Here is a 15,530-nt window from a genome sequence, read left to right as displayed (position 1 = left end):
GATTCGGGGCCGGTTCGCGGTCATTCGGATCGAAAGATGGAAGCAGGGTCAATGGAAGTCGTCATTCTGTCCGGCAAGGAACAAGCTGGCGCGCTCGCCGCCGATGCGATCGAGGCGTTGCTGCGGGCCAAACCGGATGCGGTCCTGGGGTTGGCGACGGGATCTTCGCCGCTGCCGATTTACGATGAGCTGGCCCGACGGCACCGTGATCGGGGCTTGAGTTTCGCCGCGGCGCAGGGCTTTGCCCTCGACGAGTACGTGGGTCTGGCACCGGGCCATCCGGAGTCCTATGCGGAGGTGGTCCGCCGGGAATTCAGCCAGCGGGTGGACATCGATCCGGCGCGGGTGCATGCTCCGGACGGCGCGGCAGCGGACATCGCGGCGGAGGGCGAGCGGTACGAGGCAGCGATCAAAGCTGCCGGAGGAGTCGACCTGCAGATTCTGGGGTTGGGCACGGATGGCCACCTCGGGTTCAACGAACCGGGATCCTCCTTGGCTTCCCGGACCAGGCTCAAGACGCTCACCGAACAGACCAGGCAGGACAATGCCCGGTTCTTCGATTCCATCGACGAGGTGCCGCATCACGTGCTCACCCAGGGGCTGGGCACGATCATGGATGCCAAGCACCTGGTGCTGATCGCCACCGGAGCGAACAAGGCGCCGGCCGTGCACGCCACGGTAGAGGGCCCGGTCACGGCAATTTGCCCGGGGTCGGTGCTCCAGCTGCACCCGCACGTGACGTTTTTGGTGGACGAAGCCGCGGCCTCGGAGCTGACCCTGGCGGACTATTACCGGCATACTTGGGCCAATAAGCCGTCCTGGCAGGGACTCTGAACCCGGCCGGGGCGGATCGCCGGATCGCCGGCTCCGAAAACCGCAACCGCGGCCGCGGTTTTCGGAAAGTGTCTCCACCAGCCGGTAGGATGGTACGCATGAGCTTGCCACCAGATCCCTTCGAAAACGATCCCGGCAGCGGCCCGAACGGCCCCGGCGGATCAACCGCGACGCTGGAGCGGACCGAGCAGCGGGAGCAGCTCGAACCAGGGGATGCGGAACGGTTTGCACACTATGTGCGCAAGGAGAAAATCCTCGAATCCGCGTTGAGCGGCGAGCCGGTCATCGCGCTCTGCGGAAAAGTGTGGACGCCGGGCCGGGACCCGAACAAGTTCCCGGTGTGCCCGGAATGCAAGGCCATTTACGATGGTTTGCGCCCGGGCAAAGACGACGGCGATAAGAAAAAGTAAGTAGCAGCAACACAAACGCATTTCCGGATGTGCGGCGGCGCCTTAGCGCCGCCGTGCCTGCCGGTTTGGGAGCACCACACGTGAGCGAAACCCTTTTCGGCTCGGGCTCGACTGACCCCGAGCTGATGCCCGCCTCCGGAATCCTGCCCTCGGGGCTGCCTCCGGCCTACCCGGAACGGGCAGCCTGGGGAACCGCGCAAAAACTGCGGGCCTGGCAGTCCGAAGCCCTGCACAAATACTTCGACGGCGGAGCCCGGGATTTTTTGGCCGTGGCGACGCCGGGCGCCGGGAAAACCACCTTCGCCCTGACAGCGGCGCGAAATCTGCTCGACAGCGGCCAGATCAACCGGATCACCATCGTCACGCCCACGGACCACCTCAAACGCCAGTGGGCGGACGCCGCCGCGCGGGTCGGAATCGCGATCGACCCCAACTTCAAGAATGCCGACGGCAAACACGGCCGCGATTTCACCGGGGTCGCGGTGACTTACGCCCAAGTGGCCTCAAAACCGGCGCTGCACCGGGCCAAGACCGAGGCCGGGAAAACCCTGGTGATCATGGACGAGGTGCACCACGCGGGGGATGCGCTGTCCTGGGGTGACGGCATCAGGGAAGCTTTCGAGCCAGCCGCGCGGCGCCTAGCGCTGACCGGAACTCCGTTCCGCTCCGATACCTCGCCGATCCCGTTCGTCGAATACGTCGAAGACCAGGACGGCATCCGCCGGTCCAAAGCCGATTACACCTACGGCTACGGCTCCGCGCTCAAGGACCACGTGGTCCGGCCGGTGATCTTCATGGCCTATTCCGGCCAGATGCGTTGGCGGACCAGCGCCGGCGAGGAAATGGCGGCCACCTTGGGCGCTGCGGTGACCAAGGACATTACTGCGCAGGCCTGGCGCACCGCATTGAATCCAGCCGGCGAATGGATTCCGGCCGTGATCGCGGCTGCGGACAAACGGCTTTCCGAGGTGCGCCGAACCGTGCCCGATGCCGGAGCGATGGTGATCGCGACGGATCATGAGGATGCCCGTGCCTATGCCGGGCAGATCAAGAAGTTGACCGGCGAATCGGCCGCGATCATCCTCTCCGACGACGGTGGCGCTTCCCGGAAGATCGATGAATTCTCCGCCGGCACGAAACGCTGGATGGTCGCCGTCCGGATGGTCTCCGAAGGCGTCGACGTGCCGCGGCTGGCGGTAGGCGTTTATGCGACGTCCACCGCGACGCCGCTGTTTTTCGCGCAAGCCGTGGGGCGCTTCGTGCGGGCCCGCAAGCGCGGCGAGACCGCATCGGTGTTCTTGCCTTCGGTGCCGCAGCTGATGGCGCTCGCCAACGAGCTGGAGCTCGAACGCGACCATGCGTTGGACCGGCCGGAAACCGAGCCGGACGGTTTCGTCGCCGAAGCCGACGAGATGCTGGCCGCCAATCGGGAAGAGAAGGCGTCCGGGGAACTGGAAAAGGCCAAATTCGAGGCTTTGGAGTCGCAGGCTTCGTTCGACCGGGTGTTGTTCGACGGCGGCGAATTCGGCCTCGGCGGCGAAATGGGCAGTGAAGACGAACAGGACTTCTTGGGCATTCCCGGCTTGCTCGACGCGGAACAGGTCTCGATTTTGCTGCGTCAACGCCAGGCCGAGCAGGTCAGCCGGCGGCGCAAGAAATCCCCGGAGGCAACGCCGGCTCTGCCGGACCACCGGTTGTTGATGGATTTGCGGAACGATCTGGCCAAAAATGTTTCGGCCTGGTCCGCCCGGACCGGTACGCCGCATGGCGTGGTGCATTCCGAATTGCGGAAACTGTGCGGCGGCCCGGCCGTGGCGCAGGCGAACGAAGCGCAATTGCAGGAGCGGATCAAGCGATTGCAGGGCTGGTTCATCGGCCGGAAATAGCCGTCAAGCCAAGGTCCGGTCAGTCGACAACCAGTTCGACGCCGGCCGCCGCCAACTCGGCCAGCGCCTGGCGCGAACTCTCGGCATCGACTCCGGCGCACAGGCCGACCAGCAGGCGCACGTCGTATCCGGCCTGCACCGCATCGAGTGCGGTCGCCCGGACGCAGTAGTCGGTGGCCAGCCCGGCAATTGCCACGGTATCGACGTTGTGCTCCTGCAACCACTCGTCCAGGCCCAATCCGGCCGGTTCGTCGGAATCCCCGGCGTCTGCTCCGGCGGCTTTTTCTTCGCCCAACGGGACTTCGAGATCGGCGGCCAGCAGTCCTTCGAAGCCGGAATAGGCGGCGTCGAACTGGCCTTTGCGGAAATATCCGTCGAGGTATTCGGTGTCGAGGTTGCGGTGCAATTGTGCGCCTTTGGAGCCGGCGACGCAGTGCACCGGCCAGGACTCGCGGAAGTCGGGATGCTCGGAAAAATGCGCCCCCGGATCGATATGCCAGTCCTGGGTGGCCGCGACGACGTCGAACTCGTCGCTGGCATCCAGCAATTCGCTGATCCCGGCGGCAACCTCGGCGCCGCCGTCGACTGCGAGCGAGCCGCCTTCGCAGAAGTCGTTCTGCACATCGACGATGATCAAGGCCTGGACCATGGCGGGTTAACCTTTCGGGGCTTCGTATTCGGTGGGGATCACGGGTTCACCGCGCTGCAGTTGGCGCCAGGACGCCGGCAGTTCCGCGGTGGATTCCTGATGCCGCCGGGCGGCCCGCAGCACCGCTTCCGGCCCGGTCCAGCCGGGCTGCAGCAGCCCATCGACGACGAAGTCCTGCATCAGCGGGCGATCGTCGCCGTCGTCCTCGGGCCGGTGCCCGATGCCGATGACCTCGGCCTGTGCCACACCGGCCGCGCTGCGCCGGCGCAAGGCGTATTTGCGCCCGCCCACGCTGGCCTTGTTCTTCGAAGCTTTGGCGACCGAGACGAACTCTCCGTCGTCTCCGCTGCGGCTGACCAGCTTGTAGACCATCCCGGCGGTCGGCGCGCCGGACCCGGTGGCCACTGAGGTGCCGACGCCGTAGGCGTCCACCGGAGCGGCGGCCAGCGCGGCGATCGCGAACTCGTCCAGATCGGAGGTGACCACGATCCTGGTGTTGAGATTGCCCAGGGCATCGAGTTGCGCGCGCACTTGGCGGGCCTGGACCACGAGGTCGCCGGAATCCAGCCGCACGGCGCCGAGCTCAGGACCGGCCAACTCGACTGCGGTCTGCACCGCCGCCGGCACGTCGTAGGTGTCGACGAGCAGGGTGGTCCCGGGCCCTTGCGCGGCGATTTGGGCTTGGAATGCCGCGCGTTCGGAATCGTGCAGCAGCGTGAAGGAGTGCGCTGCGGTGCCCACGGTGGGAACCCCGAAGCGCCGGCCGGCCTCGAGGTTGGAGGTGCTCGCGAATCCGGCGATGATTGCTGCCCGGGCTGCGGACACGGCGGATTCCTCGTGCGTGCGCCGGGAGCCCATTTCGATGCAGGGCCGGTCGCCCGCAGCACTGGTCATCCGGGATGCCGCCGAGGCGATCGCACTGTCGTGGTTGAGGATCGAGAGCACATAGGTTTCCAGGATGCAGGCCTCGGCGAAGCTGCCTTCGACCACCAGGATCGGCGAATTCGGGAAATAGGCTTCGCCCTCCGCGTAACCGTAGATGTTGCCGGTGAAGCTGAAATCGGCCAGGAAGTCCAAGGTCTGCTGGTTGACCACCTGCTGTTCGGCGAGGAACCCGAGCTCCGCATCGCCGAACCGGAAATCCGCGAGCCCGGCCAAGAGCCGTCCGGTGCCGCCCACCACGCCGTACCGACGGCCTTCCGGCAGCCGGCGCGCGAAGACTTCGAAGACACTGGAGCGGAAGGCGGTGCCGGAATGCAGCGCCGCTTGCAGCATGGTCAATTCGTATCGGTCGGTGAACAGGGCGGTGCTGGCAGTCGGCGTGCCGGATGCGGACTGGGACGGGTTGAGCGAGGTCACACCAGTACTCTAATCCGGCCCGCCTAGAATGGACATATGAGTATCAGCACGCTGACGGAGCAGATCCGGGAGCTCGAGCAGGAAACCTCGGCCGTGGAAGAGGCATCGGAGGACCTGCCTTGGGCAGTCGTGGTCTGGGATGATCCGATCAACACCATGGACTACGTCAGCTACGTGTTCCAAAGCTATTTCGGCTACTCGGCGCAATACGCGGAGAGCTTGATGCTGCAGGTGCACACCACCGGAAAAGCCGTGGTTTCGCGGGGGCCCCGGGAAAAGGCGGAAACCGACATGATGGCGATGCATTCCTTCGGCCTGCAGGCGACCGTCCGCAAGGAATCAGATGTCTGAGGGTTTCAGTTCCGGAACCACCGGAATCACGGCATTCATCGGTCCGGACGAGCGGCACATCCTGCAGGGCGTGATCGGTTCGGTGATCAAGCTCCTGGAACCGCCGGAATCAGCGGATCCGCTGGCCGCGATCATCGGTTGGGACGACGAGGTGCAGGTGCCCGAGGACCCGGCCTTGCGCCGCTTGCTCCCAGACGGGGTCGAGGGCGACGGCACTGCGGCCCTGGAGTTGCGCCGGCTCACCGAGCGCTCGGTGCGGCAGAGCAAAATCGGTGCCTTGCAGGCAGCCAGTTTGATGTTGGATTCCGATGAGCTCAAGCTCGATCTGAAGCAAGCCGAATTGTTCGCCCGGGCCTTGAACGATGTACGCCTGGTGTTCGCCGAACGGCTGGGCCTGCAGACCGCGGCCGACGTCGACGAACTGCATGAAGTGCTCGAATCCGAAGACCCCGGCGACGGCGACTTGGAATTGCGGACGCTTTTCTACTTCGTGGGCGCAGTGCAGAACGGAGTGGTCCGCGCAATGCTGGAATCCGCCAAGGCCGGAGGGCCGGGCGATGGGCGGCCGGGCAACGAGGGGAGCGCGCCGTGATGAATTCCGTGCCGGTAGTGCAACGCCAAGCGCCGGTGGGCATTTTCGATTCCGGGGTCGGCGGGTTGACCGTGGCCCGGGCGATCCTGGACCAACTGCCGAACGAGTCGATTTTCTATGTGGGGGATACCGCCAACGCCCCGTACGGGCCATTGCCGATTGCCGAGGTCCGGGCGAACGCGCTCGGTGTGATGGACGAGTTGGTGGACTCCGGGGTCAAGCTGCTGGTGATCGCCTGCAACTCGGCGACCGCCGCGGTGCTGCCGGACGCCCGCGAGCGGTACACGCTGCGCCACGGGATCCCGGTGGTCGAAGTGATCCGACCGGCCGTGCGCCGTGCGGTCGCGGCCACCCGGAGCGGCCGGATCGGCGTGATCGGCACCGAGGCCACCGTGGGCTCGCGGGCCTATGAAGACAGCTTCGCAGTGGCTCCGGATTTGCACGTGACTTCGGCGGCCTGCCCGGAGTTCGTGGCTTTCGTCGAGTCCGGGATCACCTCAGGACCGGAACTGCTCAACACCGCGGAGGCATATCTGGCCCCGCTGAAGGCGGCCGGAGTCGACACCTTGGTGCTGGGCTGCACCCATTACCCCTTGCTCACCGGAGTCATTTCCTATGTGATGGGCGACGGTGTCACTCTGGTCTCCAGCGCCGAGGAAACCGCGAAGGACGTATACCGGGCCCTGCTCGAGCACGACCTGGAACGGACCGAAGAGCTGCCGCCGCAACACCGGTTTCTGGCCACCGGGGATGCCGAAAGCTTCGGCGCCCTGGCCCGGCGGTTCCTGGGGCCGGAAGTGCTCGCAGTGGAACATGCGGCGCACGTTTCGGCACACTATCCCACCGGTTCTTTGACGCGGATCACGCCGGAAATGTTGCGTGCCGCGCGAGCCGGGCAGGGCGCGCAGGCCGGACGTGCCGGATGAAGCTCACCATCGTCGGCTGCAGCGGTTCGTTTCCCGGGCCGCAGTCCCCGGCATCTTGCTATCTGCTGACCGCGCACGACGGCACCCGGCTCTGGCGGATCCTCCTGGATCTGGGCAGCGGCGCCTTGGGCGCGGTGCAGAAATACATGGACCTGGCCGATATCGACGGAATCTTCCTGAGCCATTTGCACCCGGACCACTGCATGGACCTGTGCGGCCTGCACGTGGCGGTGCGCTGGAATCCCGACGGCTGGCCGACCGGCCGGATTCCGGTCTGGGGCCCGGCCGCGACCGCGGAACGGCTGGCCACCGCGTATGGCCTGGACCCGGAACCCGGGATGAGCGAGGAATTCGATTTCATCACTTGGGCGGAACGTGCACCGGTGAAACTGGGCCCTTTCACGATCACGCCGTATCCGGTAGACCATCCGATGGAGGAGGCCTACGCACTGCGCGTCGAAGTTGACGAGTTCGACGGCACCGGGGTGGACCGGCACGTGGTGCTCAGCTACTCGGGGGACACCGACGCCTGCGCAGGCTTGGTCGAAGCTGCGCAAGACGCGCATTTCTTCCTCTGCGAAGCAGCCTTCCAGGAAGGCCGGGACGATGCGATCAAAGGCGTGCATCTGACCGGCAAACGGGCTGCTGAAGCCGCCGTCGAGGCCGGAGTCCGCCGCCTGCTGCTGACCCATCTGCCGGTCTGGACCGATCCGGTGGTGGTCGTCGAAGAAGCCAAAGCCGTTTTCACCGGCGATGTGGCGGTTGCCGTGGCCGGAGTGCACTACACGATCTAGGATCCTGGCGATCCGGCGATCCAATCTGGCGGCCCGCCGATCCGGGCTCCGGAGGATTCCGTTGCCGCAGCGCTGGTCGGCCCGCCGGGCCTGCTCCGCGGGCTGGGATTGGGTAGGCTGGTGAGCATGTCATCGATCCCCAGCCTGTCTTCTTCCGTGCAACGCGCCGACGGGCGCAGCGCCGACCAACTCCGCGACATTTCGATCACCCGGGGCTGGTCCAGCCAGGCCGAAGGCTCCGCGTTGATCGAATTCGGCAATACCCGGGTGCTGTGCACGGCTTCGTTGACCGAAGGCGTGCCCCGTTGGCTGCGCGGTGAGGGCCGGGGTTGGGTCACTGCGGAATACGCGATGCTCCCACGCGCCACGAACACCCGGTCCGACCGGGAGTCGGTCAAAGGCAAGATCGGCGGGCGGACGCACGAGATCTCCCGGCTGATCGGCCGTTCGCTGCGCTCGATCATCGACACCAAAGCGTTGGGCGAGAACACCATCGTCTTGGACTGCGACGTCCTGCAGGCCGACGGCGGCACCCGGACCGCAGCGATCACCGGGGCTTATGTGGCGCTCGCCGAATCGATCCGGTTCGCCCGGGAGAACAAACTCATCTCCGCCTCGGCGCAGCCTTTGGTGGACACCGTGGCCGCAGTCTCCGTGGGCATCATCGACACCGTGCCGATGCTCGATTTGGCCTATGTGGAAGACGTCCGGGCGGAAACCGACATGAATGTCGTGGTCACCGGAAGCGGCAAGTTCGTGGAGGTCCAGGGCACCGCCGAGGGAGCGCCTTTCGATCGCGACGAGCTGAACAAACTTTTGGATTTGGCACTTCTGGGTACTGAGCAGTTGGCGCAGATCCAGCGCGAGACCTTGGGCCTGCTCTGATGCCGTCCGGGACCGCGCCCCGGTTGGTGCTGGCCACCCACAACGCGGGGAAATTGCGCGAACTGCGCGAATTGCTGCGCGGTCAGGTGCCGGGTCTCGATGTGGACCGCCAGGTGGTGGACGCAGCCGCGGTGGGTGCACCCGATGTGGTCGAAACCGGGGTGACTTTCGCGGAAAACGCTTTGTTGAAGGCGCACGCGGTCAGCCAGGCCACCGGATTGCCGGCGATCGCCGACGACTCCGGATTGGCCGTGGCGGTGCTCGGCGGCGCGCCGGGGATTTTTTCTGCCCGCTGGGCCGGGCGGCACGGTGACGATGCTGCGAATTTGGCGCTGCTGCTCGCGCAATTGGGCGACATCGGTGCCGAGCACCGGGCGGCGAAGTTCGTCTGCGCTGCGGCGTTGGTGCGGCCCGGACCGGATCCGCTGGAAGTCTTGGAGACCGGCGAACTGCGCGGCAGCCTGTTGACTGAGCCCCGCGGCACCGGAGGCTTCGGCTACGATCCGATCCTGCAACCGGACGGCTGGCAGGTCTCCTGCGCGGAACTCACCGCCCAGCAGAAGAACGCGATCTCGCACCGCGGCGAAGCGTTCCGGAAATTGCTTCCGGCGATCGTACGGCTGCTCGGTTAGTCCCGTTGCCGGGTGCGGCCGGTCGGCTGCTGCCGGTTCAGACGGCTTCTTCGCTCGGATTCTGCTTTTTCTTGTTCGAGCGCCAGCCACGGAAGACCTCGATCGCGATCGGCAAGACCGAAATCAGCACGATCACGATGAAGATCACATCGAGGTTGTCCCGTACGAACGGCACCCGGTCGCCGAGCACCCAGCCGAGCAACGGCAAGCCCACACCCCAGAGCACGGCTCCGATGATGTTGAAGCTGACGAAGTGCCGGTAGTTCATCTGCGCCACTCCGGCGATCACCGGAGTGAAGGTCCGCACCACGGGTACGAAACGCGCCAGGACGACCGCTTTGCCACCGTGTTTTTCGAAGAAGACGTGGGCCTTTTCGACATATTCCTGCTTGAAGAACCGGGAATCCGGACGCTTGAAAATCGCCGGCCCGGCCTTTCTGCCGATCAGATAACCGACTTGGTCGCCGGCGAAGGCGCAGATGAAGATCAGCAGAACGAAGAGCCAGATGTTGAAGTGAATGGTTCCGGTGGCCACCAGGAGGCCGGCGGTGAAGAGCATCGAATCCCCGGGTAGGAAGAACCCCACGAGCAGGCCGGTTTCCGCGAAAACAATCGCGCACACCAACAGCACGACCCAGGGCCCGAGCGCCGGGTCGGCGAGGAACACCTGTGGATTGAGCCAATCGGGCAAAAAGCTGGCAGTGGGAACCGGGCCGCCGACGAAGGCCGGCATGCTGCCGGTACTCGAAAGGGCGGCGTGGCTGATCGATGCAAGAGTCACCATTCAAGGTTACGGCACAGCCCTGTGCGAACTTCTCAGCAAAACACCTGCCGGCCGCAGAGCCCGGAATCAGCCCAGCAACTCGTCGGAGTAACACCAACGCCAAGACTCGCCGGGCTCCACGCTGCGCATGACCGGATGTCCGGTTCCGTGGAAATGCCGGGTGGCATGCCGTCCCTCGGAGGAATCGCAACAGCCCACCGCGCCGCAGCTCAGGCACATTCTCAGGTGGACCGGAACCGTGCCTTCCCGAAGGCAATCCAGGCATTCCGGCGTTTCCGGAATCGGCAAATCCCCGGCAGCGGCCAAGTGCTCGCAACCATCGGTGCGGCTCGGGAATTCGCTCGGATCATCGAACACGCTGTCTTCGGTGGCGTTTTCCAGCATCGACTCTTCGACGTCGAGCCGGTCCAGGACCTCGGCGAGGACGTCGTGCGGATAGTCGCCGGTCCGGCGCAGACCGAGCACTTCATCGCGTTCGGCCTGCAGCATCGCGCGGCGCAGTTGGCCGTAGCGTTGCGACGGCGTCTGCCCTTCGGCTTCCGGCCGGCCGAGCCGTTCCCAGGCGGCCAAGCCGCGTTCCTGGGTGCGGCGTTTGAGCATCGCGAGCACCTCGGGCGGGTCCTCGTCGATGGTGACTTCCCGGAGCTTGGCCAGGCCCGCCGTGGTGGCGCGCTGCATCAGTGCGGCTTCGGCGAGCAGGTCCTCCCGCCGGTCCGGCCCGCGCAGCCCGAGCACCCGGACCAGGGAAGGCAGCGTGAAGCCTTGGATGACCAAGGTCCCGGCCACCACGACCAGCGCTGCCAAAACCAGCACCGGCCGATGTTCCAAGTCCTCGGGCAGCGAGAGCACCGCGGCCAGGGTCACCACTCCGCGCATGCCGGCCCAGGAGATCACCGTGGGCGTGGTCCATGGCGGATGCGGCTCGGCCCGCCGGACGCCGGGGAACAAGCGCGCCAGGTAGGTGGCTGGAAACACCCAGACCGGGCGCAGCAGCAAGACGGCGGCCAGAACCGCCAAGCAGCCCCACCAAACGGTCGCGGCGTTGAAATCGTCTTGCTGCACCGCTTCGAGGATCCATTTGCCCTGCAGGCCGATCAGCAGGAAGACCGAGTTTTCCAGCAGGAACTGCACCGTGGCCCAATTGCTGCGTTGGCTCAATCGCGAAGCCCCGCCGGGCATCGCAGGGCTCTTGGCGCCCATCAGCAATCCGCAGACCACGACCGCCAGCACCCCGGAAGCCGGTACGTCGAAGAGCCGGAACTCCTCGGCCGGCAAATAGGCCAGGAATGGCGCCGCGAGTGACATCGACGTGTTGATCGCCACATTGCGCACCCGTTTGCGGATTTGGATCAGGATGGTCGCCGCGACCAGGCCGATCACGATGCCGCCACCGGCGGCCCAGAGGAATTGCCCGCCGATCTGCCAGACCGAAACGGCGCCGGCTGAGGCCGCGATCGCGGCACGCAGGCAAACCAAGGCGGTTGCGTCATTGACCAGGGATTCCCCCTCCAGGACGCTGACGATCCGCCGGGGCAGGCCGACCCGGCGTGCGATCGCGGTCGCCGCGACCGCGTCGGGCGGTGCCACGACCGCACCCAGCGCGATCGCCGAAGCCAGCGGAATCCCCGGGAAGACCCACCAGGCCACCAGCCCGACGGCGAAGGTCGCGAAAATGACATAGCCGACCGAGAGCAATCCGATGGCACGACGGTTGGAGCGGAAGTCGATCAACGAGGTTTGCAGCGCCGCGGCGTACAACAGCGGCGGCAACAGGGCCAGGAGCACGATTTCCGGATTGAGTTCCAGCTTCGGCACGAAGGGCAGGTAGGAGATCGCCCAGCCGATCACTACGAGCAGCAGGGGCGCCGAAACGTTGATTTTCCGGCCGAGCGCGCTGACTGCACAGACCAAAAGGATCGCAGCGAGCAGGGTCAGCGAGAATTCCATTCGCCCATTCTGTCAGGCGCGGCAGGCAATCGGCAGGCTGCTGCGGAGGATTGCGGCGCGACTGGTGACATCCGTCATTGAGCATCCCGGCCCGAAGTGCCAGGATGGACTGGTGAGCTGGCATGGATAAGATCCTCGGATACTGGTGGTTGATCTTTTTGCTCCCGGTTTTCGGCGGGATCATCAGGAGCACTTTCGGCGGCTTCGGCAGGTCGCGCCGCCGGCTGGAGCGCGATCGCGGCGGTCGGGATTCCAGGCGCGTGGCGGCCGGCGGTTCGGACTACGGGCCAGCGGCACCACTCGGCAAGACCGCTGAACAGTCGCGCCAGGAAGAAGCGCTGCGCCTCTTCGCCGATCACGATGCGGTCAATTCCCGTTGGCTGGCGTATGAACTGGACGTGGCCAAACTGATCGATTTCCCGATGATGTCCGATGTCCGGGAACCGCTCACCGTCGAATTCCTCCGCGCCAAGCGACTCGCCGACGGGCTGCGACCAGCCGTGCCGACGGATCTTGCCAGCGACGGGCAGTTGAGCGAGTACCGCCAGGCGCTGCGGAATTTCGAGGTCGCCTTCGACGTCGCCGAACGCGAAGCCAAGCGGATCAAGGACGCGCACTACAGCGAGCCGGAGCGGCAGCGCCTGGGCACGGCCAAGAAACTGCTCAGCATGGCGGTCGATGAGGCTTCCACCCAGGCTGAACGCCAACTTGCCTACCACCGGGCGCGCAAAGAACTCGATGGGCTTCTGCTGCTGCCGGACGAGGCGGTGGCCGCTCTGGAGCGGCGGGTGCAGGCGCAGATCCGCACCACGCCGAATGCGCCGGGGAGTCCGGATCGGGCCGAGGGGCCGTTGCTGAAGCCGGCCCCGCGTCCGGAGAGCGCGGGCTAGCCCTCGGAAGGAATGGTCGGAATGCTGCGAGCTCGCAGCTCCGGCAGCAGGAACTCGCGGAGCAGCGGGGCCAGTTCGGCACCGTCGGCAGTGAGCGGGATCCAGCGCAACTCGGCGATCTCGGCCTGCGCGGTCGGAATCCAATGGCCGGCGGCCAGGTAGAGCTCGGCCTGCACCTGGTCGGCGTCGTCATTCGCGGCTTCGCCGAGCCAACTGCCCACACGTTGCAGCTGCTCGGCCGGGATCGCTAGGCCGGTCTCCTCACGAACTTCCCGGATCGCGGTTTGCAGCGCCGAATCGCCGGGATCGGGCTTGCCGCCGGGGAGCTGGAACCGCAGGGAATTCCGTTTGCGCACGGTAAGCAATTCGTTGTCCGCGTTGAGCATGGCGACAGCGCTGACCTTGACGATCCGATTCACCCGCCAAGCTTAGCCGCGGTTCGGTTCGGCGCAGGCTTGACAAGGGCAAATGTGCCTCTTAGGTTAGTTACATGAGTAATGAACCGGCTAACCAAGTAACCAGCTTGGCAGCGACTGCTTGGGGGACTCCGTGATCGATGACAGCAAACCGATCTTTCTGCAGATTGCGGAACTGATCGAAAACGACATCGTGGACGGGCATCTGGCCGAAGAGACGCAGGTCCCGTCGACCAATGAATTCGCCGCATTCCACCGGATCAACCCGGCGACTGCGGCCAAAGGAGTCAACCTGCTGGTTGACGAAGGCATCTTGTACAAGCGACGAGGAATCGGAATGTTCGTGGCAACCGGAGCGCGCCAGGCCGTAGTGGCCCGCCGGCGTGAGGAGTTCTTTCAGCAGTACGTCCAGCCCTTGCGGCTGGAAGCCCGCAAGCTGGGCATCGACAACGACCAACTCGCCGAGATGATCACCCGCGATGGTGAACTCGCGGCCGAAAACGAAGGAGCTGTGACCCGATGAGTCGAATGCCCAGCACCGAACCGCCCGTGGTGCGGGTGCGGAATCTGACCAAACAATACCGGCACTTCAAGGCCTTGGACGGGGTGGGCTTCGACCTTGCGCCGAACAAGATCTACGGATTGCTCGGCCGCAATGGCGCCGGCAAGACCACGGTGATGTCGATTTTGACCGCACAGGGTTTCCGGAGCAGCGGCGAAGTCGAAGTCTTCGGCGGCGATCCTTACGAAAACGACAAGATCCTCAGCCGGATCTGTTTCATCCGGGAATCCCAGAAGTATCCGGACGATTTCGATGCGCGGAATGCGTTTGCCGCGGCCAAGATCTTCTTCGAGCATTGGGACCAGGAGCTGGCCGAGCGGTTGATCGAAGATTTCCAGCTGCCGATGAAGCGCAAGATCAAGAAGCTCTCCCGCGGGCAGCTTTCCGCGGTGGGCGTGATCATCGGTTTGGCGTCACGCGCTGAGCTGACCTTCTTCGACGAACCCTATCTGGGCCTGGACGCGGTGGCCCGGCAGCTGTTCTACGACCGCTTGGTCGAAGATTACGCCGAATACCCTCGGACGATCGTGCTCTCTTCGCACCTGATCGACGAGGTGGCCAACTTGCTCGAGCACGTGATCGTGATCGACAAAGGCAAAATCATCATGGACAACGACGCCGAAGCGATCCGCGGCAGCGCGGTCACGGTGGTCGGCCCGGCCGCCCGGATCGAGCACTTCATCACCGGTCGCGAGATTCTGCACCGGGAGAGCTTCGCCGCACTGGCCTCGGTGACCGTGAATGGGCAATTGAGCCCGGCCGAACGCCAGGAAGCCGCAGAACTCGGCCTCGAACTGGCACCGGTCTCGCTGCAACAGCTGATCGTGCGGAAGACCATCAATTCAGCGGCTGCAGACTTCGCCGCACCCGGTTCCAGTGCCGAACCCGAATCAGCCAGGGAGGGGCTCCGATGAGCAAAGTCATCAACGTGGTCCGAATGCAGATGCTCAACAAATGGACCTTCCTGGGCCTGCCGGCCGTGATCCTGGTGGCGGCCTTCGCACTCAGCGCGGCTATCTGGGCCATGATCCCGAACAGCGAGAGCTACAAATTCTCCGGCGCCGGCCAGGCGCCGATCTGGTATTTCTTCGGGCTGGGCATCCAGGCGTTGACTTTGACCTTTCCGTTCTCGCAAGGTCTGAGCATCAGCCGCCGGGCGTTCTACCTCGGTTCGATGTTGCTCTTCGGCGGCGTCGCCCTGGCCATGGCGTTCCTCTTCTGGATCGCCGGCCTGGTCGAAGTGGCCAGCAACGGCTGGGGGATGAACGGCCACATGTTCAATCTGCCCTGGATCTCCGACGGACCATGGTATGCCGTGGTGCTTTTCCTCTTCGCGGTCATGATGCTGCTGTACCTGATGGGGTTCCTCGGCGCCACGGTCTACAAACGCTGGCAGGCCACCGGACTGGTGGTCTCGAGCGTCGGTCTGGGCCTGATCCTGGTCGGCCTGATCGGTTTGCTGACCTGGCAGCAGAAGTGGCTCGAATTCTTCGGCTGGTTCGGCGGGCAGAGCAATTTGAGCTTGGCGGCCTGGATCCTGGCGGTTTGCGTGCTCTTGGCTGGGGGGTCTTACCTACTGCTCCGCCGGACCACGCCGTAATCCTCCGGCTCGC

Annotated in this window: 18 protein-coding genes; 13 read left to right on the top strand and 5 right to left on the bottom strand. The window is 65.2% G+C overall.

From position 1 onward, the window contains the following. Positions 1-51: 51 nt before the first annotated feature. The 3 genes from nagB to JOE69_RS03195 all read left to right on the top strand — a co-directional run bounded on the left by nagB (position 52) and on the right by JOE69_RS03195 (position 3,130). Positions 52-834, top strand: a complete 783-nt coding sequence (gene nagB / locus JOE69_RS03205; protein WP_296363631.1) for a glucosamine-6-phosphate deaminase — start codon at positions 52-54, stop codon at positions 832-834. A 98-nt stretch (positions 835-932) separates the two neighbouring features. Continuing rightward, the gene (locus JOE69_RS03200; RefSeq protein ID WP_374709663.1) at positions 933-1,244 is read left to right on the top strand and encodes a DUF3039 domain-containing protein; all 312 of its coding nucleotides are present in this window, start codon (positions 933-935) and stop codon (positions 1,242-1,244) included. Positions 1,245-1,324: 80 nt separating this feature from the next. Further along, the gene (locus tag JOE69_RS03195) at positions 1,325-3,130 is read left to right on the top strand and encodes a DEAD/DEAH box helicase (RefSeq protein ID WP_374709662.1); all 1,806 of its coding nucleotides are present in this window, start codon (positions 1,325-1,327) and stop codon (positions 3,128-3,130) included. A 19-nt stretch (positions 3,131-3,149) separates the two neighbouring features. Here JOE69_RS03195 and JOE69_RS03190 read toward each other — a convergent pair whose 3' ends face one another. Together JOE69_RS03190 and JOE69_RS03185 are read right to left on the bottom strand one after the other, a co-directional pair. Continuing rightward, positions 3,150-3,779, bottom strand: a complete 630-nt coding sequence (locus JOE69_RS03190; RefSeq protein ID WP_296363629.1) for an isochorismatase family protein — start codon at positions 3,777-3,779, stop codon at positions 3,150-3,152. Between the two features lie 6 nt (positions 3,780-3,785). Next, positions 3,786-5,138 carry a nicotinate phosphoribosyltransferase gene (locus tag JOE69_RS03185; protein ID WP_309796046.1) on the bottom strand — a complete coding sequence of 451 codons (1,353 nt, stop codon included), beginning with the start codon at positions 5,136-5,138 and terminating at the stop codon, positions 3,786-3,788. Between the two features lie 36 nt (positions 5,139-5,174). Here JOE69_RS03185 and clpS point away from each other — a divergent pair, with 36 nt between their 5' ends. The 6 genes from clpS (at position 5,175) to rdgB (ending at position 9,318) form a co-directional block, all read left to right on the top strand. Further along, positions 5,175-5,489, top strand: a complete 315-nt coding sequence (gene clpS / locus JOE69_RS03180) for an ATP-dependent Clp protease adapter ClpS (protein WP_296363627.1) — start codon at positions 5,175-5,177, stop codon at positions 5,487-5,489. Beyond that, positions 5,482-6,081, top strand: a complete 600-nt coding sequence (locus JOE69_RS03175; RefSeq protein ID WP_296363626.1) for a DUF2017 domain-containing protein — start codon at positions 5,482-5,484, stop codon at positions 6,079-6,081. Before clpS ends, JOE69_RS03175 begins: the two co-directional genes overlap by 8 nt. Continuing rightward, positions 6,081-7,007, top strand: coding sequence for a glutamate racemase (gene murI / locus JOE69_RS03170; RefSeq protein WP_296363757.1), 927 nt, complete (start codon positions 6,081-6,083; stop codon positions 7,005-7,007). The genes JOE69_RS03175 and murI overlap by 1 nt, the downstream gene beginning before the upstream one ends. Beyond that, entirely contained in the window at positions 7,004-7,801 is a 798-nt protein-coding gene (locus JOE69_RS03165) for an MBL fold metallo-hydrolase (protein ID WP_309796043.1), read from the top strand. The genes murI and JOE69_RS03165 overlap by 4 nt, the downstream gene beginning before the upstream one ends. A gap of 126 nt (positions 7,802-7,927) precedes the next feature. After that, a complete protein-coding gene (rph, locus tag JOE69_RS03160; RefSeq protein WP_296363624.1) occupies positions 7,928-8,686 on the top strand; it encodes a ribonuclease PH in 759 nt (252 codons plus the stop codon). After that, on the top strand, positions 8,686-9,318 hold the full coding sequence (gene rdgB, locus JOE69_RS03155; RefSeq protein WP_309796041.1) for an RdgB/HAM1 family non-canonical purine NTP pyrophosphatase: 633 nt from the start codon (positions 8,686-8,688) through the stop codon (positions 9,316-9,318). The genes rph and rdgB overlap by 1 nt, the downstream gene beginning before the upstream one ends. Before the next feature lie 37 nt (positions 9,319-9,355). On the opposite strand, the gene JOE69_RS03150 is transcribed toward rdgB, so the two are convergent. Beyond that, positions 9,356-10,051 carry a VTT domain-containing protein gene (locus tag JOE69_RS03150; protein WP_296363756.1) on the bottom strand — a complete coding sequence of 232 codons (696 nt, stop codon included), beginning with the start codon at positions 10,049-10,051 and terminating at the stop codon, positions 9,356-9,358. Between the two features lie 117 nt (positions 10,052-10,168). After that, complete coding sequence (locus JOE69_RS03145; RefSeq protein ID WP_309796039.1) at positions 10,169-12,049, bottom strand: Na+/H+ antiporter; 1,881 nt, start codon at positions 12,047-12,049, stop codon at positions 10,169-10,171. Positions 12,050-12,171: 122 nt separating this feature from the next. Between JOE69_RS03145 and JOE69_RS03140 the strand changes: the two genes are divergently transcribed. Continuing rightward, the gene (locus JOE69_RS03140) at positions 12,172-12,939 is read left to right on the top strand and encodes a hypothetical protein (RefSeq protein WP_296363621.1); all 768 of its coding nucleotides are present in this window, start codon (positions 12,172-12,174) and stop codon (positions 12,937-12,939) included. Here JOE69_RS03140 and JOE69_RS03135 read toward each other — a convergent pair. Next, the gene (locus JOE69_RS03135; protein WP_309796037.1) at positions 12,936-13,358 is read right to left on the bottom strand and encodes an NUDIX hydrolase; all 423 of its coding nucleotides are present in this window, start codon (positions 13,356-13,358) and stop codon (positions 12,936-12,938) included. The two genes, JOE69_RS03140 and JOE69_RS03135, sit on opposite strands and share 4 nt — an antisense overlap. A gap of 130 nt (positions 13,359-13,488) precedes the next feature. Here JOE69_RS03135 and JOE69_RS03130 point away from each other — a divergent pair, with 130 nt between their 5' ends. The 3 genes from JOE69_RS03130 to JOE69_RS03120 are packed head-to-tail and all read left to right on the top strand — an operon-like array spanning position 13,489 to position 15,517. Continuing rightward, positions 13,489-13,878: a GntR family transcriptional regulator gene (locus JOE69_RS03130; RefSeq protein ID WP_296363619.1), complete on the top strand. Its 390-nt coding sequence runs from the start codon at positions 13,489-13,491 to the stop codon at positions 13,876-13,878. Next, entirely contained in the window at positions 13,875-14,831 is a 957-nt protein-coding gene (locus tag JOE69_RS03125) for an ABC transporter ATP-binding protein (RefSeq protein ID WP_374709661.1), read from the top strand. The genes JOE69_RS03130 and JOE69_RS03125 overlap by 4 nt, the downstream gene beginning before the upstream one ends. Further along, positions 14,828-15,517, top strand: a complete 690-nt coding sequence (locus JOE69_RS03120) for a hypothetical protein (protein WP_309796034.1) — start codon at positions 14,828-14,830, stop codon at positions 15,515-15,517. Before JOE69_RS03125 ends, JOE69_RS03120 begins: the two co-directional genes overlap by 4 nt. Positions 15,518-15,530 lie beyond the last annotated feature (13 nt).

The sequence above is a fragment of the Arthrobacter russicus genome (assembly GCF_031454135.1).
Classification (GTDB): Bacteria; Actinomycetota; Actinomycetes; order Actinomycetales; family Micrococcaceae; genus Renibacterium; species Renibacterium russicum.
The sequence above is the reverse complement of the archived record's forward strand: the minus strand, read 5'-3'. Positions and strand labels throughout refer to the sequence as shown.